The 25,189-nt window shown below is 49.0% G+C and carries 22 protein-coding genes and 1 tRNA gene; 16 read left to right on the top strand and 7 right to left on the bottom strand.

Annotated features, from left to right (window positions below; translation table 11 throughout):
- Nucleotides 1-481 precede the first annotated feature (481 nt).
- The gene (locus tag LHUE1_RS14165) at nt 482-3,145 is read left to right on the top strand and encodes a cation-translocating P-type ATPase (RefSeq protein WP_049170074.1); all 2,664 of its coding nucleotides are present in this window, start codon (nt 482-484) and stop codon (nt 3,143-3,145) included.
- 59 nt (nt 3,146-3,204) lie between these two features.
- Entirely contained in the window at nt 3,205-3,642 is a 438-nt protein-coding gene (locus LHUE1_RS14160; RefSeq protein ID WP_049170078.1) for a hypothetical protein, read from the top strand.
- A gap of 102 nt (nt 3,643-3,744) precedes the next feature.
- Here LHUE1_RS14160 and LHUE1_RS14155 read toward each other — a convergent pair whose 3' ends face one another.
- Nucleotides 3,745-5,202: an ISNCY family transposase gene (locus LHUE1_RS14155; RefSeq protein ID WP_213291524.1), complete on the bottom strand. Its 1,458-nt coding sequence runs from the start codon at nt 5,200-5,202 to the stop codon at nt 3,745-3,747.
- Nucleotides 5,203-5,438: 236 nt separating this feature from the next.
- Here LHUE1_RS14155 and LHUE1_RS14150 point away from each other — a divergent pair, with 236 nt between their 5' ends.
- From LHUE1_RS14150 to LHUE1_RS14130, 5 genes are all read left to right on the top strand, one after another.
- The gene (locus tag LHUE1_RS14150; RefSeq protein ID WP_049172318.1) at nt 5,439-6,827 is read left to right on the top strand and encodes an ISLre2 family transposase; all 1,389 of its coding nucleotides are present in this window, start codon (nt 5,439-5,441) and stop codon (nt 6,825-6,827) included.
- An 867-nt stretch (nt 6,828-7,694) separates the two neighbouring features.
- On the top strand, nt 7,695-8,690 hold the full coding sequence (gene trpX, locus LHUE1_RS14145) for a tryptophan ABC transporter substrate-binding protein (protein ID WP_049172316.1): 996 nt from the start codon (nt 7,695-7,697) through the stop codon (nt 8,688-8,690).
- Nucleotides 8,687-9,586 (top strand): ABC transporter permease, encoded by a 900-nt coding sequence (locus LHUE1_RS14140; protein WP_010487627.1) that lies wholly within the window; start codon nt 8,687-8,689, stop codon nt 9,584-9,586. The genes trpX and LHUE1_RS14140 overlap by 4 nt, the downstream gene beginning before the upstream one ends.
- Nucleotides 9,579-10,331, top strand: coding sequence for an ABC transporter ATP-binding protein (locus LHUE1_RS14135; RefSeq protein WP_049172314.1), 753 nt, complete (start codon nt 9,579-9,581; stop codon nt 10,329-10,331). The genes LHUE1_RS14140 and LHUE1_RS14135 overlap by 8 nt, the downstream gene beginning before the upstream one ends.
- A gap of 262 nt (nt 10,332-10,593) precedes the next feature.
- Nucleotides 10,594-11,046: a SprT family protein gene (locus tag LHUE1_RS14130; protein WP_049172313.1), complete on the top strand. Its 453-nt coding sequence runs from the start codon at nt 10,594-10,596 to the stop codon at nt 11,044-11,046.
- On the opposite strand, the gene LHUE1_RS14125 is transcribed toward LHUE1_RS14130, so the two are convergent.
- Nucleotides 11,039-11,503, bottom strand: a complete 465-nt coding sequence (locus LHUE1_RS14125; protein WP_049172311.1) for a GNAT family N-acetyltransferase — start codon at nt 11,501-11,503, stop codon at nt 11,039-11,041. The two genes, LHUE1_RS14130 and LHUE1_RS14125, sit on opposite strands and share 8 nt — an antisense overlap.
- Before the next feature lie 103 nt (nt 11,504-11,606).
- Nucleotides 11,607-11,692, bottom strand: a tRNA-Leu gene (locus LHUE1_RS14120).
- A gap of 189 nt (nt 11,693-11,881) precedes the next feature.
- On the opposite strand from LHUE1_RS14120, the gene LHUE1_RS14115 reads away from it, so the two are divergent.
- Both LHUE1_RS14115 and LHUE1_RS14110 read left to right on the top strand, forming a co-directional pair.
- Nucleotides 11,882-12,487 (top strand): ECF transporter S component, encoded by a 606-nt coding sequence (locus LHUE1_RS14115; RefSeq protein ID WP_049172308.1) that lies wholly within the window; start codon nt 11,882-11,884, stop codon nt 12,485-12,487.
- A 45-nt stretch (nt 12,488-12,532) separates the two neighbouring features.
- Entirely contained in the window at nt 12,533-13,675 is a 1,143-nt protein-coding gene (locus LHUE1_RS14110; RefSeq protein WP_277848091.1) for a M20 family metallopeptidase, read from the top strand.
- Nucleotides 13,676-13,769: 94 nt separating this feature from the next.
- Here the strand turns inward: LHUE1_RS14110 and LHUE1_RS14105 are convergent, their stop codons facing one another.
- Nucleotides 13,770-14,588: an aldose epimerase family protein gene (locus LHUE1_RS14105; RefSeq protein WP_049172306.1), complete on the bottom strand. Its 819-nt coding sequence runs from the start codon at nt 14,586-14,588 to the stop codon at nt 13,770-13,772.
- 113 nt (nt 14,589-14,701) lie between these two features.
- Here LHUE1_RS14105 and LHUE1_RS14100 point away from each other — a divergent pair, with 113 nt between their 5' ends.
- Nucleotides 14,702-15,265 (top strand): restriction endonuclease, encoded by a 564-nt coding sequence (locus tag LHUE1_RS14100; RefSeq protein ID WP_049172304.1) that lies wholly within the window; start codon nt 14,702-14,704, stop codon nt 15,263-15,265.
- Between the two features lie 183 nt (nt 15,266-15,448).
- On the top strand, nt 15,449-16,279 hold the full coding sequence (locus LHUE1_RS14095; RefSeq protein ID WP_049172302.1) for a TIM barrel protein: 831 nt from the start codon (nt 15,449-15,451) through the stop codon (nt 16,277-16,279).
- On the opposite strand, the gene LHUE1_RS14090 is transcribed toward LHUE1_RS14095, so the two are convergent.
- Entirely contained in the window at nt 16,276-16,575 is a 300-nt protein-coding gene (locus LHUE1_RS14090) for a hypothetical protein (protein WP_049172300.1), read from the bottom strand. The genes LHUE1_RS14095 and LHUE1_RS14090 overlap by 4 nt on opposite strands.
- A gap of 137 nt (nt 16,576-16,712) precedes the next feature.
- On the bottom strand, nt 16,713-17,162 hold the full coding sequence (gene tnpA / locus LHUE1_RS14085; RefSeq protein WP_213291526.1) for an IS200/IS605 family transposase: 450 nt from the start codon (nt 17,160-17,162) through the stop codon (nt 16,713-16,715).
- A gap of 74 nt (nt 17,163-17,236) precedes the next feature.
- On the opposite strand from tnpA, the gene LHUE1_RS14080 reads away from it, so the two are divergent.
- From LHUE1_RS14080 to spxB, 5 genes are all read left to right on the top strand, one after another.
- On the top strand, nt 17,237-18,487 hold the full coding sequence (locus LHUE1_RS14080) for an RNA-guided endonuclease InsQ/TnpB family protein (RefSeq protein WP_213291527.1): 1,251 nt from the start codon (nt 17,237-17,239) through the stop codon (nt 18,485-18,487).
- 442 nt (nt 18,488-18,929) lie between these two features.
- A complete protein-coding gene (locus LHUE1_RS14075) occupies nt 18,930-20,111 on the top strand; it encodes an acetyl-CoA C-acyltransferase (RefSeq protein ID WP_049171771.1) in 1,182 nt (393 codons plus the stop codon).
- A 9-nt stretch (nt 20,112-20,120) separates the two neighbouring features.
- A complete protein-coding gene (locus LHUE1_RS14070) occupies nt 20,121-21,401 on the top strand; it encodes a hydroxymethylglutaryl-CoA reductase, degradative (protein WP_277848093.1) in 1,281 nt (426 codons plus the stop codon).
- Entirely contained in the window at nt 21,385-22,578 is a 1,194-nt protein-coding gene (locus LHUE1_RS14065; protein ID WP_049171767.1) for a hydroxymethylglutaryl-CoA synthase, read from the top strand. Before LHUE1_RS14070 ends, LHUE1_RS14065 begins: the two co-directional genes overlap by 17 nt.
- A 255-nt stretch (nt 22,579-22,833) precedes the next feature.
- Nucleotides 22,834-24,588 carry a pyruvate oxidase gene (gene spxB / locus LHUE1_RS14060; protein WP_049171765.1) on the top strand — a complete coding sequence of 585 codons (1,755 nt, stop codon included), beginning with the start codon at nt 22,834-22,836 and terminating at the stop codon, nt 24,586-24,588.
- Nucleotides 24,589-24,658: 70 nt separating this feature from the next.
- On the opposite strand, the gene LHUE1_RS14055 is transcribed toward spxB, so the two are convergent.
- On the bottom strand, nt 24,659-25,138 hold the full coding sequence (locus LHUE1_RS14055; protein ID WP_049171763.1) for a nucleoside 2-deoxyribosyltransferase: 480 nt from the start codon (nt 25,136-25,138) through the stop codon (nt 24,659-24,661).
- Nucleotides 25,139-25,189 lie beyond the last annotated feature (51 nt).

Genomic DNA, 25,189 nt, shown 5'->3' with positions numbered 1-25,189 from the left:
GAATAAGGCCTGTGAGGCAATCCGGCTCCGAAACGCGATCGCAGGCCCAGAAACCTGCGTGTAAGGACCTTGGTCGCGATGGCCAAAGACCAGGCCATCACGCCCAAGGCCGCTTACACTCCGGTTTCTGACCGGGCCTGCTCACGCTCTGTTGAAACGCGTTCGCTGGCGCAGAAGTCTGCGTATAAGGACCTTAGGCGCAATGGCCAAGATCGGGCCATCACGCCTAAGGCCACTTATACTCCGACTTCTAACCGCGCCAGTTCACGCTCTAGATTTTTAAGGATCGCTTGCGCAAGGCTGCTTTGACCTGATATACTTGAACCAACATAGGGGAGTAACTAGCAGAGCTTTTCTGCGACAACATCACCAACAAGGCTATGTCTGGTGTTGTCTTAAATAGTGAGACTTATGGATCTACTGCTGGTAGGCCATAAGTCTCTTTTTGGCTACCGGCCCAAACAAAGAAGGAGGCACTATTTTGGCAAAGAAACCGCCATATGCATTAAGCAGTCAAGAAGTTTTGCAAGAGGAACAAACCCAATTGACTGGACTATCTAAAGAAACGGCACAAACCCGGTTGGGTGAAAACGGGCCGAATGAATTGGCCCAGGCCGAGAAAAAGAGCATGTTGGCGCGCTTTTTGGATCAGTTCAAGGATTTCATGATCATTGTCTTGCTTGCCGCTGCTTTGATTGCCGGGTTCTTGTTGAGTGAATGGGCAGATGCCGGGATTATTTTGGCTGTTGTGTTACTGAATGCCGTTTTCGGCGTTTTTCAGGAAAGCAAGGCCGAAGAAGCGATCGACGCGCTCAAAGAGATGTCAACGCCGAATGCGCATGTTCGGCGTGGCGATCAGGTTTTGACGATTCCAAGCAGTCAGCTGGTTCTCGGCGATATCGTGTTGCTGGAAGCCGGTGATGTGGTTCCGGCTGATTTACGGTTGGTGGAGAGCGCTAATTTAAAAATCGAAGAAAGTGCCTTGACCGGTGAAAGTGTGCCGGTTGATAAATCCACGGCACCGCTGGACGATGATGATGTTGGCATCGGTGACCGAACCAACATGGCATTTATGAATAGCAATATCACTTATGGCCGCGGCGTCGGGGTGGTTGTTGCAACCGGCATGAAAACCGAAGTCGGCCGGATTGCCGGGATGATCAATGCCGCAGAAGAAACCACGACCCCGCTGCAGGAAAACCTTAAGAGTCTCGGTAAGACACTGACCGTGATGATTCTGGTCATTGCGGTGATTGTCTTTGCAGTCGGCATCTGGCGCAATGCAGCAAGTTTGCCGGAAATGTTCTTAACGGCGGTGTCCTTGGCAGTTGCGGCTATTCCAGAAGGGTTGCCGGCAATTGTGACGATTATTTTAGCATTGGGAACCCAGAAAATGGCCAAGCGGCATGCCTTGGTTCGTAAGCTACCTGCCGTGGAAACCTTAGGCAGCACCGATATCATTGCCAGTGATAAAACCGGTACGTTGACGCAGAATAAAATGACCGTTGAGAAGGTTTATTACGACGGTCAGTTAAATAATGCCAGCGATGGTATACATGGCGGTAATCCGCTCATGACCATTATGAATTTTGCCAACGATACACAGGTTCAAGATGATGGCAAATTGCTAGGGGATCCGACCGAAACCGCGTTGGTCGCCTATGGGAAGACCCAATCGTTTGATCTTAATCATGCATTGGCGGACGAACCGCGGATTGATGAGGTACCGTTTGATTCCGAACGTAAATTGATGTCGACCCTTCATCGGCGGGCAGATGGCAAGATTCTGGTGACAACTAAGGGTGCTCCGGATGAATTGCTCAAGCGGGTAACCGAACTGGCCACTGGTGATCAGGCGGCGCCGATGTCTGACAGCGAACGAGATGCCATTTTAAAGGCCAATAAAGACATGGCCACCCAAGCTTTGCGGGTGTTGGGCATGGCTTATAAGGTCATTGATTCGGTTCCTGAACCAGTCAACTCGGAAACGGTTGAAAATAATCTGATTTTCGCCGGTTTGGTCGGAATGATCGATCCGGAGCGGCCTGAAGCAGAAGCAGCGGTTGCAGAAGCAAAATCAGCCGGGATTCGGCCAATGATGATTACCGGCGATCACCGCGATACTGCTGAAGCAATTGCGGTTCGGCTGGGGATCATCGATCAAGGTGATGATGATGCTGTCATTACCGGCGCCGAACTTGATCAGCAAAGTGACGAAGAATTTGCCAAAAATGTTGGTAAATACAGCGTTTATGCACGAGTGGCACCAGAGCATAAAGTTCGGATTGTCAACGCCTGGCAGAAAAAAGGTAAAGTTGTTGCCATGACCGGTGACGGTGTCAATGATGCGCCTGCTTTGAAGGCCGCCGATATCGGCATTGGCATGGGGATCACCGGCACAGAAGTTTCCAAGGGTGCCTCTGACATGGTGCTAGCCGATGACAACTTCGCCACGATCGTTGTGGCCGTTGAAGAAGGCCGAAAAGTCTTTTCCAACATTCAAAAGGCGATTCAGTATCTGTTGTCTGCCAACCTTGGCGAAGTGCTGACGTTGTTCATGATGACCATGCTTGGCTGGGATATCCTGGCACCGGTGCACATTCTTTGGATTAACCTGGTGACGGATACCTTCCCCGCGATTGCTCTTGGGGTTGAACCGACAGAGCCAGGGATCATGAAGCAAAAGCCACGCGGTCGCAAATCCAACTTCTTCTCAGGCGGCGTCGGTCCAGCGGTCATCTGGCAGGGTATTCTTGAAGGCCTATTGACCTTAGGCGTTTACTGGTTTGCCATCACGTATCCGGTTCACAGTGGTCAAGCAGCGATGCATGCGGACGCTTTGACGATGGCGTATGCTACTTTGGGCTTGATTCAGCTCTTCCATGCCTTTAACGTCAAAAGCATTCATCAAAGCCTCTTCACAGTCGGTGCCTTCAGAAATAAAGCTTTCAACTGGGCGATTCTTGCCTCCTTTGTGTTGTTGGCTGTCACCATTCTGGTACCGGGATTTAATGGACTATTCCACGTAACAACGCTGGATTGGCACCAATGGTTAACGGTTTTAAGCGCCGGGGTTACCATGATTGTGCTCGTGGAAATCGTCAAGATCTTCGAACGTGCTCGGCGTAAGCGGCGCGGTCTGTAAATCTTCAGCATTCGGAAAAAATTGATGGATTAGTTTTCAAGAGAGGATTCGTGCTTTTCATGAACAAGCAACAAATTAAAATGGCGCACTATGGTACCACGATCAATGATGTGGTGGAACAAACTCAGGACAATCAGGAAAAGATGGCGCCTTTGTTTGAACCGTTACGTGAAGCGATTGATGCCGGCAAATTGGCCGATTATGATCAGGGCACCTATGATGACACGCGGGTCGTGTTTCGTGAGGGTACCGATGCGTACAAAAAGTTACTCACTCGATTGCAAGAAGTCGCGGTTCCCGCACGGTTGGTTGGGCCGCATCGTACACTAATTCACAACTTTGCGGCCTTCACGGAGGCGTGTGAAGCCATGACCGAAAGCCTCAAGCCGGACTTAGAAGTGGATGTCACAGCGTTTAATGCAGCCGAAAAAGCGCAAGACGAAGCGATCCAAAAATTTACCAAGCAAATTCAAAAGATTTCAGCGATCTTACAGTGATTTCTTCGTGAAAAGAATCATTTTTGCTGTCAAGCGATTTTCGACTTTGACAGTAAATTCCACAAAACATGCGTCCGAAAACTGGACGCGAGATGATCCTGATTAGACTTGAATCGCTTGTGAATTCTTGTATGGATATCGTTCGGCGACCAACTGTTTAACCCTTGTCCTGTTAATGCCAAGAGAATCAAGGTAATCGCGATAGTTGGCGCGGCGCCACGGATGCGTAATTGCCGGGATTTTCTTGGTTCGTTTAGGAGTTGGTGCCACCGCTGGCGCAAGATCGAATTTGGCTGACATGAACTGTTCTTTTGGCACACAGAAAAGATCGTACACCTGGTCATCATCAGTGGTCATATAAAGTCTGCCTGTGAAGCTTTTGATGACTAAGACCTTTGTATGCGGTGGTAAGTAAACCAATTCGCCATTCCGGTGTGGCAGATAGCGTTTGTTATCAAAGCGAACACAATGTCCGTGGCCGATGCTGCGCTCATTGGCAATGATCAAAATATTGTCAATTTCCTTGGGTGTTAGTTGCTTATCAAACACCGACATGCTACTTTTGATGGTAGATGCGAAGCGGTCATTGTAACGCTTGATAAAGCCGACCAAAAACCGATTGGCATCTGCGATTGTGGTGATGTTATGCAACCGCAGTTCACTTGTGAGCCGATCTTGAAAAGTCTCCAGAAGACGTTCTATACGGCCTTTGGCTTGCGGAATACTGGTGACCGAAAGTTCTGTTCCAAGTGTCTGGCAGGCATAACCGAAACGTGTGAGAGGGTTCTCGGTCGAAGGTGAGCCCTCTTTTTTGTTGCTGTTAAACACGGTGCGCCGATCCGTTAGGAATTCTGCTGGAGCGCCATAATCACGAAGGACTTGGGCAAACACATGATAATAGCCGCTGAGTGTTTCTTGTTTGGCAAAGTAGCCGCCGACAACGTTCCCGGACTGATCATCAATGGCTGCGTGTAAGGTGGTTTTTTGAGTGCCAAACCAATACTCCCAGGAAGCATCCATTTGTACCTGTTCACCAGAATAATGTTTCCGAGGACGTTCTGGATGGGCTTTGATGTTTTCAACGACTTCGATGGCTGACAAGGTGGCTTCATCACGTTTGGATAGGAGCTTGGACTTCTTTTCTTTTTCTTTTAACTCACGCTTGACTCGGCGCTTGGTGGCTTTATGGGCTTTGGGTGACAGAATGTGGTGGTGTCTGAATAAGAGCCGGAGTGAGGATTCGGAGATGGCGATTTGTTCGGCAGTGGTTAAGAACTCGTGAAAATGGGCGATGTTGAATCCGGCATACTTGTTGGTGTACAGATGAATGATCTGGCGTTCGAGTTGCGCGTTGCGTTTGTTGGCGAGCTCACGACCGGCATTGCCATGGATAAAGCCGTCTTTGCCTTGTTGCTTGTAAAGCTTGATCAATCGGTAGATGGTTCGTTCGGAGCGCTTGAGCTTAACGGCTGCGCGTTGCACGGAGGTCTTACCATTGACCACTGCTTTGATGACTCGGTAACGTTCTTCTTCTTTCACTGTTAAGACAACCTTCTTCATGTGATTCCTCCTAGATGTATCTTCTAAGAGGTTACAGTTTTTGTGACACTTTGGCTAACTGCTTACTTAAGACAATATCGCTTGCGGTTGACATTTCTTCGTGAAAAGAATCACATGGCGTAAAGTTTAAGTGGGTGATATGTGAATAGACAAAAAGGGAGCGAATCCCTTCGTGCTAGAATGTTAACTGGAAAGAAAAACAAGCTAGCTTTAGGAGGAATTCGCTCTTGCCATCTATGTTACAACAAATCATCTTAGATATGGTAAAACAGTTCAGTTCTTTAGCCACAGATTTGATCGAGGGGAAGGTGGATCTAAGTCAGATGGTCTTGGCCAGTAAGCAGGATTTCAGAAGTCATCTGTGCCAATTGATTAGCCAAGTCTTGGAGGAAAAAGACCAGGTCATCATGGAAAGTTCCTATCGCCGTCAGTTTTATCGAATCAAGGACAAACGCGAGCGCACCTTTATTTCATCAATTGGGCCCTTGGTTTTCACTCGTCGATACTATGAGGATAAACGAACCAATGAACGTCTTTTCCTGCTGGATGAAGTAGCGGGCATTGAAAAGCACAGTCGGCTCTCACTCGATCTCAAAGCCGAATTGTTGGAAGATGCGACCCGCTTATCATACAAACAATCAGGTGAACGTCATGGCGGCGAAGCCAAGATCTCCAGGAGTGCGGTGATGCATGTCGTCCACCGCTCAGGGAAAGATATTTCAGCTTTAGATCAGCTTGAGGATGAACCCGTGCCGGTCCCTGAGACATTGTTCGTTGAAGCCGATGAAGATCATGTGCCACACCAGGATGGCACCAATCATTTTCTTAAAATGGTTTACGTACACGAGGGATACCGGGCCATTGGGAAAAAGTTCAGCTTGATCCGTCCCTTCTATATCACGGGTGAATATCCCGGAACTGAAGGGACAGAAGAGATCTGGCAGACGGTGCTTGACTGCATCATGAAACAATATGGCGGTCAGATGCCCAAACATTTCTTCCTAGCTGGTGATGGTGCGAATTGGATCAAGACAGGCGCAGATTTTTTACCAAACTGTACGTTGGTCTATGACAAGTTTCATCTGCGTAAAGCGTGCAAACAAGCGGCAGTCGGCGTCCCAGGCAATCTCGGCGATATCTTAATGAGCTGGGCCATGCAGGGGCACTCCAGTTATCTCAATGACTATTTCCGCGTGCGGCTCAACGATCCCCAACTGCGTCCATCAGAACGTAAAACAGTCCTTCACGCACGGACTTTAATTCGGCATAATTGGAAACAAATCCAAGCCAATCACGCGCCAGGCTTTCACGGAACTTCAGCTGAAGATCATATTAGTCATATGCTCTCAGAACGCTTTAGCTCGCGGCCTATGGGCTGGTCGCAGGCAGGAACGGATAGTTTATCCCAGACTCGGGTCTTCGTTTTCCAAGGCGGTCATGTGTTTGAAAAGTTGGAAGCCAATGCCAAGCGCCAACACAAAGCTAAAATCGATATTCGCATCGACGATCGGATCAAGGTTCGTTATAAATCAGAGATGGCCAAATATGCCCAGGCAGTCGAGGCATCGTTTGTGGAACTAGCCAGTGGCCGCCATCGCGGTTGGCAATACGGCATCACACACTAGCCTGTCCAAGCACTAAGTTTAAGAGAACTATCAGCTATATGGCCTTAACGTCGATATAGAAGGAAGAGCAAGCAGTCGGTTTGGTCGGGAGAAGTTGAAGCGACAAACCATTTGTTCCGAAAATCGAATCAGAAACAAGCAATATTCGAACAAATCACGGCGCCAGCTGTGATAAGCGCCACTCACTTCGTCAACACTGCGGCCAGAGGGTGATCGCCGTACTTGTCGTCAAAAGAAAAATCATTCTAGCAAAAAATTCAGATTTGAACCCACGAAAAGTTGACGCCATCAAAGAATCATTTTTGCTTGACATGAGAAGTTTGCTCACGTATCTTTAATTTACCAACTTATTTCAAGTTTAAACGAATGGAGGAAACCAACATGAAAGCACTGCTTACCTTAAAAACTTGGCAAAGCCAACTTTAGGTAGGTTGCAGACGCAACCTGCCAGACGCGCAGGTTGTGTCTATGTTGGCTTCTGATCAATTTGTCCGCATAGATACCCCACAACGGGACTATGCGGTTTTTTATTTGCCGCGAAGGTCTAAACCTGCCGCGGCAATTTTTATGTGAGCGCGAGCCGGCGCGCTTAGGGGTTGGAGTGTAAGTGGCCTCAAGCGTGATGGCCCGAACTTAGGCCATTGCGACTGAGGTCCTTACACGCAGACCCCTGCGCCGGGGAGCGCGTTATTGAAAGCGAAAGCAGGATTTATCGACCAGACGTCATTAGAACTAGCTGCCATGGTTGGAAAGGCATAAGCCATGGCGACCACAAGACCTTTACATGTCGATAAACGTGTCACGGCTCGACACACATAACAACCTCATCACAACCAACCAAAAATCACAACAATTGGAGGAACACGCATGAAGCGAATGCTTGGATTGATCATCATCATCTTCGGCTTTTTAGGCATTGCATATTTTCAAAGCGGTACGACAACGCAACAGGCGCAAACAAAGCCAACAGTAGGAATTTTACAACTGACGACCCACCCGGCGTTGGATGCGATTCATAAAGGCATTATTTCAGGGTTAAAGGACAAGGGTTACGTTAACGGAAAAAATATCAAGATTGACTTCCAGAATGCTGAAAATGATCAGAGCAATCTGAAGTCAATGTCGGAACGGTTTACCCAAGAAAATGCGGCGGCTACTGTGGGAATTGCAACCCCAGCGGCTCAGGCACTGGCTAATGTCAACCAGAAAACGCCGATTATTCTTGGCGCCATTACCGATCCGGTGGCGGCTAAATTAGTCAAAAATGTCAAAAAACCGGGTGGCAATATCACCGGTGTTTCTGACCAGGCGCCGATTGCGGCCCAACTGAAGCTGATTCGCCAGATCATGCCTGACGCCAAAACGCTGGGTGTGATTGCCACTTCTAGCGACGACTCAGCCCAGACACAAGCTAAAATGGTGGCAAAACTCGGAACAAAAGAAGGGTTTACGGTGAAACGGTATGCCATTAGTTCCACCAATGATTTAAACCAAGTGGCAAGTCAAATGGTCAGCCAAGTTGATGCCGTTTTCGTGCCGACTGACAACACGGTTGCCAGCGCGATGCAAACGCTGGTTGCGGCGGCTAATGCGCGCAAGGTGCCAATTTTTCCGACTGTCGATACCATGGTTAAACAAGGCGGGGTCGCCACGATTGGGATTAACCAATTTCATTTAGGTGTCGTCACCGGACACATGTTAGCGGATGTTTTGAAAGGCAAAACCAAACCCGCAACGACGCCCATTCATTTTGAAAAAACAGGCGAGCTTATTTTAAACGAGAAACAGGCAAAACAGTTAGGGTTGACCTTACCTAGCGCGTTAGTCAAGCAGGCAGAGACGAAGGGAACGGTGATCAAATGAGTTTAGGCGTTTCGGCAATTGGTCAAGGATTACTTTATGGGTTAATCGGACTTGGCTTATTTTTAACGTTTCGGGTTCTGGATTTTCCCGATATGACAGTTGAAGGGACTTTCCCGTTTGGTGCGGCAGTCGCGGTCAGCGCGATTACCCATGGCATTTCGCCGATCATTGCGACACTGCTTGCTACCGGAGCGGGGATGCTGGCGGGCTTGGCAACAGGCTTATTAACGACAAAAGGACGGATTCCGGTCTTGCTCGCTGGTATTTTGGTTATGACCGGTTTGTTTTCGATTAACTTAAGAATTATGGGCCGGGCGAACTTATCCTTGTTGCACCAAGCCAATCTTTTTCAGGAATCGTTTTTGAAGGATCTGCCGCCATACTTTAACAGCGTTGTGATTGGGCTGGTGGTTGCGGTCGTTGTCGTCGGATTACTGATGCTGTTTTTAAACACCCAGTTGGGCCAGGGCTTCATCGCTGCCGGAGATAACCCGAACATGGCGCGTAGTTTGGGGATTGATCCTGATCATCAAATGGTGCTTGGCTTAATGGTTGGGAATGGGCTTGTCGGACTTGCCGGTGGCCTGTTAGCGCAGAACAATGGCTATGCGGATGTCAATATGGGCATCGGGATCATTGTTATCGGGCTTGCCGCCATCATCATCGGTGAAGTCGTTTTCGGCGAATTGACTTTGTCGCAGCGGTTAGTGGCTGTTATTCTAGGCAGCATTCTTTATCGATTTGTCCTGCTAGTGGTTTTGGCGCTGGGATTCAACGCCGACGACCTGAAATTGATTTCGGCAGTAGTCCTAGCTATTGCCATCATGGTGCCGCAAATCGATCATCAACTGCGATTACGGCGAGTTTTGCAAAAAGGGGTGCAGGCACATGGCTGAATTAATATTGGATCACGTCACAGTCAATGTCCCGGTCGCAACGGAAGTAAAAACCTTACTTCAAGACGTGACGTTGACGGTCAAGACAGGTGATTTCGTGACAGTCTTGGGCCATAACGGCGCAGGAAAATCGACGCTGTTTAACGCCATTACCGGTGATCTGCCGGTGAGCGGAGGAACGGTGACCTTAGCCGGTAAAAAGTTGAATGGGCAACGTCCCGAGCAACGGGCACGCCACATTGCCCGAGTCTTCCAAGATCCAAAAATGGGCACAGCCCCGCGGATGACGGTCGCCGAAAACTTGCTATTAGCCAGTCACCGTGGCCAGCGATTAAGTTTGCGCTCACGGGGACTTACTGCGCAAAAGGATCGGCTGAAAGAACTTGCGGCCAAAACCGGAAATGGTCTGGCTGAAGCGCTTGATAAGCCGACTGAACAACTTTCCGGCGGGCAACGGCAGGCACTGAGTCTGTTAATGGCCACCATGCGAGAGCCTGATCTGCTATTACTTGATGAGCACACGGCAGCACTGGACCCGCACACGAGCCAATCAATCATGACGCTGACTAACGAAATTGTTTCGGATCAACATTTAACCTGCTTAATGATTACCCATCAAGTCGAAGATGCGTTACGCTATGGCACGCGCTTAATCGTTTTGGATGCCGGCCAGATTGTGGCTGATTTTGATCAAAAGAGAAAAGCTGCGCTAACCCGTAACGATGTGTTGGCATTCTTCAGCTAAAATAATATTTTTAGTTAGCTGAAGCATTCAAATCAATGCGTCTCGATGCATAAAAAATGCGTGACGTGTGAGTCAGATTTAATTTTGCAATGACATTAAAAATCGGTTCTAGATGATCGTGCACATCAATCATGCATGAACGCCTAGAACCGATTTTTGTATTATTGGTATAGATTGTTTGTGAACAGGTTAGCGGTCAGCGTCATTCGTGCAATCGCGCATCACTTGATGTACACTGTTGGCTCGGAGGTAATGTTCAACGATGACAAACCAAGAACTACAGGCACGTGTGGAGGCAATCTCCATGGCGGCGTTTCACCAGCCGTTCCGCCATCACGCCTTTTTCAATGCACGCTTGAAAACAACCGGCGGCCGGTTTCATCCAGCTGACATGAATTTAGACTTTAACCCCAAACTCTTTGCCGCTTATCCCCCGGCAATCACCGATGGCATCATCAAGCATGAACTGGTGCACTATCATTTGTACGCTCAGCATCGCGGGTACCAACACCGCGATCATGATTTCCGCCAATTACTGGCAGCAGTTGGCGGGTCCCGCTTTGCTCCGCCGCTGCCCACGACCGGTCGTCAATATGTTTATGTCTGTACGCAATGCGGTCGGCAATTCATTCGTCGGCGGCGGATTGACGTCAGACGGTATGCCTGTGGCCACTGCCGAGGCAAGTTGCGACTACAAAAAACGGTGATCAGTTGAGTGGCTTTTGTAACGTTAAATTGACTGGTTCAAAACCGGCTTTGGCGTATACTTCACGAGCCGTCTTATTGGCACTGAGGACATTGAGTTGAATAAAAGAAGCCTGGTGACTTTTAGCAAAAGCCGCGACCGCCGCCATCAGCTGTTTCGCCAAGCCGTGATGACGCTGATCAGGGATGACAAAGAGATCGATGAGTTGGGCAAAATGTTGCGGCACAAATTCAGGACTTGCACTGGTTTGTGCTAAGACAACCAAGGCAAAACCGGTAAGTTTCCCATGACTTTCGGTCACAAATAACCGGGCAAGGTCGTTTTGCAGATAATCGGCAAAATACTGGCGGTTATCAGTGGCTAATGGTCGATACGTGTCCGGCGCCAATGTCGCCATTTCCGTTGTAAGCTGTTGGTAAAGATCCACGATTGCAGACAGATCAACAAATTGGGCTTCACGAAGCATTTTAAGTTACTCCTATCTCATTCGAATTAAGCGGTTACGGATAACCAATCATTAAAAAAGATCCGATCAACAAGTTATCGTTGTTGGTCGGATCTTTTTACACTGCGGGCAAGAAGACTCGAACTTCCATGAGCAAAAATGCTCACAAGATCCTTAATCTTGCGCGTCTACCAATTCCGCCATGCCCGCATGGATATTTAAGCACAAGCAATATTATAGAAAATCAGATGATCAAAGTCAACAAAAATTTACTATTCGGTTGAACCCCAGAATGGCGAAAAGTTGACAAGTCCTGACTGAAAGCTGAACTTGTTTGGTGCTGCCTGGAACGTGTATAATCTGATAGAGCTAACTGTAAACAAATAGGGGGTGTCTAGCATGACGCGTCGAGGGAAAGCGTATAACATTGCTATTATTGGGATTCTCGGTGCTTTAATTATCCTCCAGGCTTATATTCCGATGGTGGGTTATGTTCAGATTTTTCCAGCCTGGCCTGCCATTTCGACGATTCATTTGACCGTGATTATTGGTGGTATTGTTCTAGGATATGGCGGCGGTGCCAGTCTTGGCTTATTATGGGGGCTGACGAGCCTGATTCGTGCTTATACGTCAGCGACGGATCCTGTGACTTTATTGCTTTTTCGTAATCCGATTATTGCATTGGTGCCGCGCGTCATGGTTGGTCTTGTGGCGGCGTTTATCTTTCACCAAATGTTTAAACGCCATCAAAGTGCGCTGGCGCAAACGATTAAAATGGTATTTGCCGGTGTGGCCGGTGCCTTGACCAACACACTTTTGGTCATTGGCTTTACCTGGTTGCTTTTTTCGAGCAAGGCTGCGCAAATTGTGCCAGGTGCCAACGCCTCCAATCTCGGGTGGCTGCTGATCACGGCGCTGGCCATTAACGCGGTTGCTGAAGCTTTGCTAGGTGGTATTGTCACACCCATCTTAGGCCATGCGTTACTGCGTTTTCGGCGAAAGTAGTTTTAGAATCGGTAATCATGAGTTTTGAGAAGCGGAGGTTTTGGATTGACAGATGAAGAGCAGCAAGTCGTTGATTTATTGCAGGCAATGGTACAAGTACCGAGTGTCGGCGCAAAAGAAGGTCAAGTTGCTGATTTGATTGAGGCTTATTTAGCCCCTGAGTTGCAAGCCGGTTTAATCAAGCGCGAGCGGGTCACTTATGCTCCTGGACGGGATAATCTGGTTTTGACCGTTGGTGATCCAAATGCCAAAAGGTGGTTAGGTGTCGACGGGCATATGGATGTCGTCGATGCTGGCGATGAATCTAAATGGCAGTTTCCACCGTTTTCAGGACAGACAAAAGACGGCAAGTTATATGGCCGCGGGGCAACGGATATGAAATCCGGGTTGGCAGCGGTGGTTGTCGCTTTGAAACAAGTCGCGCATGCGCAACTGGATCATGGGATTCAGTTGATGGCCACTGTCGGTGAAGAAATCGATAATTATGGCGCCCGGCAATTGGCCGCAGCGGGTTATGGCGACCGCCTCAATGGTCTTTTAGTGGCAGAGCCTGGCAATAGTAACGTAGATGCGGCTGAGCGCGGGATTATCGATTATACGTTGACGGCACATGGTAAAGCAGCACATTCATCGCGTCCGGATCTTGGGGCCAATGCCATTCACGGTTTGTTTGCATTTGCTAATGCGGCGTTGACCGCAACAGCGCCATTGCAGGCCAAGGATGATCCGATTTTGGGACACGCTACGCACAATATTGATATTATTCATGGCGGGAACCAGATCAACTCGCTACCTGAGTCGGCCTATCTGCGTGGCAATATTCGCACAACCATGATTGCCGACAATGATGCGTTTATTCAGGCGCTAAAACAAGCGGCGAAAACGCCTGTACCAAAAGGCGTGCATCTGTCACTTTCAATTGACTCAGTGCTGGGTGCGGCCGCTGCTTCGCCTGACAATGCCTTGATTGAGGCCGTTCAGCAGGCCCGGCAACGTGTCGGGCTTGACCGCGGGGCAGTGGCGTATCGGACCGGGATTACGGATGCGGCCTTGTTCTATCACGATGGGTTAGATCTGGCAATTTATGGGCCGGGAAATGATACATCACATGAGACCAACGAATATGTGACGCTTCAAGATGTTTTTGACAGTGTGAAAGTTTATAAAGATGTTTTCCTGAACTATTAACCAGAATATTGGCAATCAAAAAACCTTGTGCGGGTCACGCGTACAAGGTTTTTTGATCAACTAAATGCGTTTGTTAGACACAACTGAGTCTGGTTTACGACTTCTGCCGAATGTCTAGGTGATATTCAGCATGATGGCGCCATGTCGCACCTGCAGGAAGTTCCCAGGCTTGAGCTTGCAAATTAGCTTCAGGAGCAAAGCCGATTGCCACATGCGGCTGTCCGAGGATGCCGTTGAAGTTGTTTTGCGTACCAACGTCGGCGAACGGATCGATTCGGGTAGCTGACGCATCAGTCAGGTAATGGAGTTGCCAATCAGCGGCTGCCAAACCATAGTCCTGCTCGGAATAAACTTTTGGTTGCTTTCCAATTGCGGTTGGCTGAGAGGCAATTGTTAATTTAGCCTGCATCATCGTTTGCGCGGGATCAGCCGTGAGCAACCAAGGCAATACCAGGCGGGGATGTAAACGAATTGAAGCGCTGGTTTGGATCGCCATGTCAATTGTCCAGACGTTCGCATTGTTGAGTCGGTGGGTAATGCTAAGTTGACGCGTGCCGGGCTGGCCATCAGCCCCTTCTGGCAAGTCTAGCGAGAACGTGATGACTAAATCAGGCTCTTGACTGGTTTTCACCGCCCAGTTCCAGTTTTGCCATGCGCCAGAGACATTCGCTTCCGCTGGTTGCAGCGGACCGGTCATGGCGCCGAAAAACCCCGGCTGGTGCAGATAGTCTTCTAAAGTGACAAATCCAAGCAGTAAGTTAGGGTCAAACCCGGTCGCGTTAGGCAGACGAACCTGTTGGACCCGGGCACCGAACGTTAAAAAGCGTAAGGTCATGTGATGATCATTCACCAAAGTATACTGGGTAATTCGTTCCTGACCGACTTTGGCAAAAATTTTGGCGCTTAGTTTCATGGCGAAAACGCTTCCTCTCTCAATAGTTTAAGCCTACAGAAAAATTGCTCCAGATTCAATGCAATCATGACTTGAATCTGCTAGGCTTGATAAGGAAAGAGAAGGGTGGAACCATGAGAACGTTACTTAAGAAGGCCTATCAATTACTGTGGGCACTATTTATTCTGGCACTTGCTTACAGTTTCTGGGCCCGCGACATTCTGCCCCGGCAGTTGCGACCATATGGCGATCCGGCAAGTTTTGTGATCATTAGTCTGTTTGTGGTGGTGAATGCCATTTGGCTGTACCATCACCATTTTCGCTTCCGTGATTTAAAAATGGAAAATGTCGATATCATGGAAGGCGAGAAATTTGAGGAGTTTTGTGCATACTTGTTGAAGCGGAACGGGTTTAAACATATTCAACTGACACAAGCTTCCGGTGATCAGGGGATCGACATTATCGCTCGAAAAAAAGGGCAGTCCATTGGGTTTCAATGCAAACGCTATACCGGTTTTGTCGGCAATAAAGCGGTGCAGGAAGTTTGGGCCGGCCATCAATTTTATAAACTTGATCAAGCAGCGGTGATCACCAACAGTGACTTTTCCGACTCGGCAATCGCCCTGGCAGATGATCTAGGGGTTATGCTCATTGATCGTAAAAAGCTCAAGCGGCTTATGAGAAGACTGCCAAGTTGAGGTGAGCTTGAGCCGGCGCGCTTAGAAGTCGGAGTGTAGGTGGCCTTGGGCATGATGGCCCGGGCTTAGGCCATTGCGACCAAGGTCCTTACACGCAGACTTCTGCGTCGGCGAACGCGTTATGGCCTTATGGTAAGTTTGACACTTGTGTGATCAATTTGATGAGGAGGCAACGGATAATCGATGTTACTGGGATTAAAAGCTAGTACAGATGAACGGCAGATTCGTGATCGGTTGCAGTATCATCCGGACGTATTTGAATTTCACTTAACCGAAAATGATTTTACGGCTGAAGGATGGAACCATTTTTTGAAAATGGTGACTTGGGTGCGCAGCCAAGTGCCCACAGTGGTTTTCCATCATCCGATGCGATTCCGTGGTCAACGCAATGAGTTAGCTATGAATCCAACCAAGTATCCGACGCGTTATGATTTTATGATGACCAGTTCGATTAAGCTCATGAATCTGGCTAAAAAAGTGAATGCGACTGCGTTGATTCATGGCGGTTATCGCGTGGACACACCAGGCGATTATGCTGGGTGGACGGACGTTGCTAAAGCGCAGGATGTTGCTTTAGCGCGGATGATTGCCTTTGCACAGGAGGCACCGGGACACGTTGTCTTTGAAAACTCCATGTCACCCATTTTTCGCTATGGCGATCCTGATTTTGAGGCGCGGATATTGCGTTGGCAGCTACCGCTAGCCTATGACACCAGTCACACTTTCATCACGCTTCACGGCGATAATGATCGGCTCATGGCCAGTTTGGCGAATCTAAAGCCTTTGGTGCGGCACTATCATCTTGTCGATTCGATGGGCAAAACGCATGACAGCCTGCCACTGGGACAGGGGCGGATCGACTGGGCGCGGGTTTTGCCGCTGCTCAACCCTAAGGCCAGTCGGATTTATGAAATCGGGTTGAAGGATCAATTCAACTGTGAGGAAATGATTGCCAGCCATCACTATTTAGAAAAGGTGGCCGAGGAATTAGCCGCAGCCAAGCACCCAGCCTAGTTAAGTACTAAACCGTTCTGGCGCTTGATGAACCCAAAAAGAGCGCGTGGCCCATTTGCGTCTGTCAGATACAAAAATCGCGCTTGGAGATCCGGCTTTTTTAACAAGAGCTGCAATTCCCAGACACGTAAAGGCGCTTTCCGGGTCAAATTGGGTTTAAAAATCAGTTGCGGCTGATCGTCAGCGGTTGTCAGGATAAAATCATCAAAACGGCTCGGTGTTGGTTGCGTGTCCAGCAACACGGAGGCGTTTTTGTTTTGGTCGGCTAATAAAGCGAGTAAATCAATCACTCGCATGGTGGCGGCCTCCTTTCTAATGGCAAAAGTTAAGGATTCATGAAGACTGTTGGTGCTTATCAGAACAATCGCATACAATTTAATTATGGCTGGCCGGAAATCCCGTGTCTTTAGTCCTGGAATCGATAGGCCCGCTCTCAACGCCTTTTAGGGCGTTTTGTTAGTTCGTTGTACTTTTGGTTGTTGATGTAATTCTCAACCACGTCCTTGCTCATGTTGCCAAGTGTACTCATGTAGTAGCTGGGTGACCACAAATGCCCACCCCAATCCTGAGAGTGACGAATTTCCGGATGCCGTTTGAGAAAAATAAAGGCGCTTCTACCCTTGAGCGCCTTGATGGCACTGGTTGGCGCCTTGCTAGGCGGAAAACTGATCAAGACATGGACATGATCGGGCATGACTTCCATTTTTTCGATCACAATCTTATTATCATCGGCAACCTTTTGCAGAATGCTTTTCATTTCATCTGCCAGTTCCTTAGTTGCAAAAGTTTGATTGCGATATTTCGTGACCCAGATCAAATGGTAATGAAAATTATAGATATAGCGTCTGGTATAAACCGCGCCTTGGATTTTTTCTTTAGTCATAAAAGTCACCTCAATTGTTGTAGTCATTGACGAATGCTATAATACCATTATAGCAAGAAAAGAGGTGAGATAAAATGGAGTCAATGGCACAATTAGAATATCATTATGGCTTGAAGGTTCGCATCTACCCGAGTGATCGCCAAAAGAAATTGATTAAGCTTAACAGCGATGCCAGTCGCTTCGTCTATAACGAGATGGTTGCGATCGGTAAAGAACTCTGGCAATTAAAACAAGTTAAGCTACCAATTGACACGGTTCAAGATCGAATCAAGCAACTTGAATTACGACAAAATGCCAAGCAGCTGTCAAATCATTTCCAGTTTTTAGAAGACAAGCGAATTGACAGTCTTGCTAAAGCTAACGCTATCCGAAACTACCGCAAGGCATGGAAAGCCTTTCGGAAGGTTCATAGTACTGGCGTCCCAAAATTCCACCGTAAAAGCTATGCGTGGCGCTATCAAACTAATTGCCAATATATCCAGCAGAAAACGGCGCAGCTAACCAACGGGACCGTCTGCTTTGAAGATTGCCAGCACGTCTTAGTGCCTAAGTTAGGTCGGCTACGCATTAAAGGCTCCCACAAACGATTACTGAATCGAAAAGCAGAAACTCGTATTGGCACGGTCACGATTACTAAGGACGCCGCAGACCGTTTCTTTTTATCCATGCAGCTGGGTTCCGATACACCATTCATGACGAAACCTGCTAAGACCAATCGGCAAACCGGCATTGACCTCAACACGGAAAACTTCTTGACTACCAGTGATGGCAAAGTCGTAGCCAACCCGCGCTACTATCGAACAATCAGGGGACGATTGGCCAAGGAACAACGCGTTTTGTCACGTCGTGCCCGAAGGGCAAAGAAGGAACATCGGCCGTTACGTAACAGTAAGAATTACCAAAAACAGCGCTTGTTAGTCGCCAAGATTCATGCCCAGGTTCTGGATCGTCGTAAGAACTTCCTGCACAACGTCTCAACCACACTCATCAAGAACCACGATTTAGTGGTTGCAGAGGAATTGCGCAGTAAGAACTTACTAAAAAATCATGCCTTGGCCATGAGTATCGCAGACGTAGGCTGGCGTACCTTCTTAGGCTTGCTAACTTACAAGGCCGACCTTTATGGTCGCCAGTTTGTAACGGTCAATCCTAAGAATACCACGCAAACCTGCCATCATTGCGACTTCGTCAGAGGGACAGAAGGCACTGATAAGCTGACGCTTGCTGATCGAGAGTGGACGTGTCCTAAATGCCAGACCCATCATGTTCGCGATCACAATGCCGCTCAGAACATACTGATCAAAGGTATTGCTAAATTAGCCTGATTAGGCTCGTCCCTATGGCAGCCTGGGGACGCTAAAGGCACTGGTAATTGCCGTGTAAGACAAGCAGTTCTACGAACTGCCTGCAGTGGTGTATCTGTGCAAATTGTGATTCAAGCGCTCGTAACAGGGGTGCTTGCTCACAAGCCACTGACTTTAGTCAGGGGTGGTTGACGCAAGCTTATGTTTGATTTGGCTTTATGAGGTGAAGACAGCATAACGAGTGGTTAATTTGTGCAGTATGTTTGGGAAAATTTATAAGAACGTGCGCTGGTTTTGTAAGCACAGTTTTTTGTGCTGAAGCCTGCCTATACTCCGGCTTCTAAGCGTTCCTGCTCACATACCTCTAATTATAGCTCAATGTTTTACATTTAAGTCTGTGATAAACTGTAACGGTTTATCTAAGAATCGTAAAAAGCGCGATTGTACGTATTAGGAGGTCACCATGGAAAAAGTTGTCATTCTCAGTGCTAAGCGAACGCCGATTGGGAAGTTGGGCGGCGAGCTTGCTGGCGCCAGTGCGGTTGATTTGGGAGTTACAGCGGCACGTGCAGCGATTAAAGCGGCGCGGGTTGATCCTGAGCAATTGGATCAGGCTATTTTCGGGAATGTTTTACAGGCCGGTTCGGGTCAGAATGTGGCGCGGCAAATTGGACTAAAAAGCGGTATGGCAAATCGCTCCACGGCCATGACAGTCAATGAAGTGTGCGGATCCGGATTGAAGGCGATTCGTCTGGGCCAGGCGGCGATTCAATTAGGCGAAGCCACAGCCGTGCTGGTTGGCGGAACAGAAAGCATGAGTCAGGTGCCTTATTACGCCGAAGCCATGCGCGCCGGCCATAAATTTGGCGACACGGCATTTGTTGACGGACTCAGCCGCGACGGTCTAAATGACGCTTTTAGTCAGCAACCCATGGGGATCACCGCGGAAAATATTGCCACGCGCTTTGAGATTAGCCGCCGCGACCAAGACGAGTTTGCCTTGCGCTCGCATTTACGCGCGGCAGCTGCAGCGGCTGAGGGCCGATTCAAATCGCAGATGGCGCCAGTCACGATTGCCGGTCGCCATGGCGATGTCACCGTCGAAACCGATTCCGCCATCCGTCCAGACACGTCGCTGGCTCAACTAGCCAAACTGCCGCCGGTGTTTGAAGTTGGCGGTACAGTGACGGCTGGCAATGCAAGCGGTATTAATGATGGTGCGGCGGCTTTGATTTTGATGGCCAAAAGTAAAGCCGAGCAACTAGGACTACATTATTTAGCGACGATTACGGATTATACTGAAGTTGGCATTGATCCGGATATCATGGGCTATGCGCCTAAATTGGCGATTGACCAGTTGCTTCAGACCAATAGCACTTCGATTTCGTCCATTGATCAAGTCGAGCTCAATGAAGCCTTTGCCTCCCAAAGCGTTGCGGTGATGCGTGACTTGGGATTAACCGATGAACAGGTGAATATCAATGGCGGTGCCTTAGCGTTAGGGCATCCACTTGGGGCATCCGGTGCGCGCATTATGGTTTCATTACTTTATAACTTAGCAGAACGTGATGAAAAGACCGGTATTGCAGCTTTATGTGTCGGCGGCGGTATCGGCATCGCGATGCAAGTCGTCCGGCATGTTTAGGAGGGCGTGATGAAATTTTACGAAAAAACGCCTGAAGAAAGGCGCGCGCAATTGATTCGCGAAGGTTCGCTGACGCAGGCGGATGCCAGTTTATTCGCGGCGACCTCATCCCTTCCTGCCGCAACCGAAGCGAAGCTGATCGAAAATTCAATCGGTGAATTTTCGCTACCTTTAGGAGTTGCGCGCAACCTGTTAGTGAATGGCCAGTTACATCAGGTACCACTTGCCAACGAAGAACCCTCTGTTGTAGCAGCCGCCAGTAATGGTGCGCGGATTGCTGCGGAAAATGGCGGGGTTGTGGCACGGGTTGCTCCACATCAGGTGGTCGCCGAGGTGGTTTTAACGGATTTAGCCGATTTGGAAGCTGCCAAGCAAACTGTTTTGGCCCATCAAGCAGATATCAAAGCGGTTGTGGCAGCTGCCCATCCTTCCATGATTCAGCGTGGTGGCGGGTTAGTTGGCGTAACAGTCTCTGTGCTAGCTAACCGCTTTTTGAAGATTCGTTTAACCCTTGACCCTAAAGAGGCAATGGGAGCCAATTATGCCAATACGGTAGCCGAAGCAGTTGCAGCAGCGGTTAAAACCTGGCTTGACGGGACGATTTTGGTTAGCATTTTAACAAACGCCCCAGCCGAGTTAGTGACCGCGATAGTTCGACTGGACCCAGCGAGCCTTGCCACAAAGACGGTGTCAGGTGAGGTAATTGCCAAAAAAATCGTGCAACTTAGCGAATTGGCTTTTGTCGATCCGGAACGTGCCGTAACGCATAATAAAGGAATTCTTAACGGCGTCATTGGAGCAGTTTTGGCAACTGGCAATGACACGCGGGCAGTTGCTGCAAGTGCGGGGGCTTTTGCGGCTGCCAGCGGCCAATATCAACCTTTATCGCGCTGGGTGATGCATGCCGATAAATTAGAGGGAACGCTGCAAATGCCGTTGCCGCTTGGGGCAGTCGGTGGTGCAATCGGTGCCTTGCCATTGGCACAAGCTGCCCGCCGCCTTGGTGGTTATCGCGATTTAGCCACTATGCAGCAGGTGATTGCGGCATTGGGCTTGGTGCAGAATCTTGCGGCATTGCGGGCATTGGCCGGACCGGGTATTCAAGCCGGGCATATGAAGCTGCAAGCTAATGCCTTAGCGATTGCGGCCGGTGCGGACGAACGCGAACTGCCGGCTCTGGTCGCTGCATTGCGGGAAGAGCAAATGGACCTAGCACATGCCAAAACTTATTTAGCAAACATTCGATCAAATCAGAAAGTAGGCCAATCAAACAATGAAAATCGGGATTGATGCCATTGCAATGGATACACCGGACTTTTACGTCGATTTAGTGGAACTCGCAAAGGTTCGGGGAGATGAACCGGACAAGTACACCATCGGTATCGGCCAAGATGAACAGGCGGTACCGCCTTCAAGTCAAGACATTGTGACGATGGGCGCCAATGCTGCAGCGCCATTAATGACCCCGGCAGTCCGGGACAGCCTGGGAATGGTGCTGGTCGGAACCGAAAGTGGTGTGGACGCAAGCAAGTCCGCTGCTTTGTTTATTCATCAGCTGCTGGACTTGCCTGAATGGGTACGTGCAGTTGAATTAAAAGAAGCCTGTTATGGCGGAACTGCGGCTTTGATGATGGCGCGGGATTATGTAGCTGGGCATCCAGATAAAAGCGTGCTGGTCATTGCGGCTGATATTGCCCGGTACGGCTTGGCGACAGCGGGTGAAGTCACTCAAGGTGCCGGCGCCGTGGCGATGATCGTCAAGGCGGATCCGCGACTGATCACGATCGAGCCGGATTCGGTTTATCGTTCGGCATCAATTAATGATTTTTGGCGGCCGGTTTATCAAGATACTGCAATTGCACAGGGAAAGTATTCCACTGAACAGTACCTGGCCTTCTTTCAGGCGGTCTGGGATCGTTATCAGACAGAAAACAGTTTGACCGCAGCTGATTTTGCGGGGATGACCTTCCATTTGCCTTACACCAAAATGGGCAAAAAGGCGTTGGATTTAGTCTTACCCCAAGTCGATGATCAGACTGTGAAGCGCTTAAAGGAACGGTTTGAAGCTAGCACCCGCTACTGCCGCCGGATTGGCAATATTTATACAGGTTCGCTTTACCTGGGACTGCTTTCCTTATTGGATCACGATGCAACACTGCAGGCCGGAGACCGTATCGGGCTCTTTTCGTATGGCTCTGGTGCGGTGGCGGAGTTTTTCAGTGGTGTTTTGCAGCCAGGCTTCAAAGACCAACTACAGTCAGCCGCTCACGCCCGCCAATTGGATGATCGTCAACAGCTGACGGTGCCGGAATACGAGACGCTGTTCAGCGATAAGGTGCCTTATGATCCCGAAGATTATCGGCCGGATCCGGCATACTTCCGGGGGCAGTTTGTGTTGACCGGCGTGGTTGGGCAAGAACGCTTGTACGAAAAGCAGCCGGCTGATTCATCGACTTTGCCACATTAATCTGATTTGCAGCTGGTTATTTTATGGCGATTATTTTCGGCGAGCGGTGAAGAATCTACCAATCTGTATTAGTCAATTTGGTTGACTGTTATGGTTCCCATGGGCTTATTATGCCGGTCATGGAAGCGATTTCTAGATTTTTGGCCTTTTTGCAAGATTAGTTGAGGTGAAAGGGCTTGCATTGCTGACGATTAATTGTTATACTCATTTTTGTAATGAACTTACAAAATGTAAGTAATAATGGAGGCAAGTGTCATGACAGAAAAAATCAACGCTGCAGACGCAATGATCAAGGTGCTCGAAGACTGGAGCATTCATAACATTTATGGGTTGCCTGGTGGTTCTTTTGATAGCACGATGAATGCACTTTATAATCGGCGTCACACGATCAACTATGTGCAGGTTCGGCATGAAGAAGTCGGTGCGCTGGCCGCGGCCGGTGAAGCTAAAGTAACTGGTCGTATTGGCGCGACATTCGGATCTGCGGGCCCTGGCGCGGTGCATTTGCTCAATGGATTGTATGATGCGCAATACGATCATGTGCCGGTTTTGGCTTTGGTCGGGCAGGTGCCAACTGCTGCCATGAACACCAACTTTTTCCAGGAAATGAATGAGAACCCGATGTTTGCCGATGTTTCGGTTTACAACCGGACCGCGATGACGGCTGCTCAGTTGCCACATGTGGTTGACGAGGCCATTCGCCAGGCTTACAAGCATCAGGGCGTAGCGGTGGTGACGATTCCTAAAGATCTTGGTTGGGAACAAATTGACGACAATTATGTTTCGTCAGCCAATCTCTACCAGAAGCCGCTTTTACCTGAGCCGGATCCGGAGCAGGTTGCGACAGCTTGGAGCATCATTAAAGGTGCCAAGAAGCCAATCTTATACGTTGGTAATGGCGCGCGTGGTGCCCGGGATGAGATAATCGCTTTTTCTGAAAAAACGCACATTCCGATTATCACGACGGCTTTGGCAAAAGGCGTTGTGCCTGACGACTACAAAGCGAATATGGGTTCTGCTGGCCGGGTTGCGTCCAAGCCGGGCGTTGAGGTTGCCCGTGGTGCCGATATGGTCTTGTTCCTTGGTTCGGATTTCCCATTCCAGCCATACTTTATCGCACCGAATGCCAAATATATTCAAGTCGATATTGATGCCAGCAAGTTTGGCCGGCGTCACACCGTTGACTTAGCGGTTCTGGCTGATGCCAAGAAGTTCATCAAAGCATTGACCAACGTCGCTGAGCCATTACCGGAAACGGCTTGGTATCGCGCTTCATTAGCCAATAAGGCAAACTGGGTTGATTGGATGAAGTCCTTTGAAGACGACGCTGAAACGCCATTGCGGGTTGAGCCAATCTTCAAGCTCATCAATGAAATGGCGGAAAAGGATGCCATTTTCCAAGTCGACGTTGGTAACGTGACGATTAACGGGATGCGCTATCTTAAGGCTAACGACGATCAGGCATTCACAACGTCCGGCTGGTATGCAACGATGGGTTACGCATTGCCGGCAGCTATTGGGGCACAATCAGAGTTCCCGGATCGTCAGGTATGGTCAATTTCTGGCGATGGCGGGTTCGCGATGGTGATGCAAGATATCATGACGCAAGTGAAGTATCATCTGCCGATCATTAACGTGGTTTTGACGAACCAAAGCCTAGGGTTCATCGAAGCAGAGCAAGACGATACGCACCAGCCGCACTCAGGGGTCGATCTGATCGGCGCCGATTATGGCAAGGCTGCCGAAGCCATGGGCGCTCAAGGCTTTGAAGTCCACACCCTGGATGAACTTAAGGATGCGTTTGCTAAGGCGAAGGATCGTAAGGGTCCGGTTGTGATTGATGTGAAGATTTCCAACTTGCGGCCGATTCCGGTTGAGCAATTGGTTCTCGACAAGCAAACCCAGGATCCCGAAGCCGTTGATGCCTTCGTGAAGAAGTATCATGCTGAGAGTCTGATCCCATTCCGGCAATTGCTTGAAGATGCAGAAAAAACCACTGCGAATGTTTAGTTGCGTCATAAAAAAGCTTCCGTTCATCAGATTGTTATCTGGTGGCGGAAGCTTTTTTGATTAGCTAGGCTTAGGCGGTTGCCCGAACTTTTATGGCCGCAACCAACGCTGCTTCATCGGTGTAGATGTCGCCGTTGAGTTTGATTAGCCCTGTCGTATAAAGATTCAGATAATGGAATTGATTTTCGGCAACCCGTTGCAAGGCGTCGAGCTTTTGCTGATTAGTAGCGCCAAGACGTCGGCTGTCGGTGTAAAGGCCGAGTATCGGGATTTTGGTGGCATAGGCGACCCCGATTTCAGTGGCCACCCCATTGTCGATGACTGGGCCGTCCAAGATAGCCACCAACAGATCAGCAGCCTCCAGGCGATCAGTATCAGCCTGGGCGATCATTTTGGAATCGGCATAAGCTTCCTTATTGTTAATTGCCGCGTTTTCCTGAGGCACATACAGATCGACGTCAGGAACGGCGGCGCGAATTTGCGCGGCTAATTTTGCGTTGTAATCAAAGTCGGCATGACTGAAAAGGGCGTTGGCAAAATAAATTTTCATGGCAGGAACCTCGCTTTGGATAGATGAATTGGGGGACGAATGGAGATTAGT

It is taken from the genome of Lacticaseibacillus huelsenbergensis, assembly GCF_029726355.1.
Classification (GTDB): domain Bacteria; phylum Bacillota; class Bacilli; order Lactobacillales; family Lactobacillaceae; genus Lacticaseibacillus; species Lacticaseibacillus casei.
The sequence above is the reverse complement of the archived record's forward strand: the minus strand, read 5'-3'. Positions and strand labels throughout refer to the sequence as shown.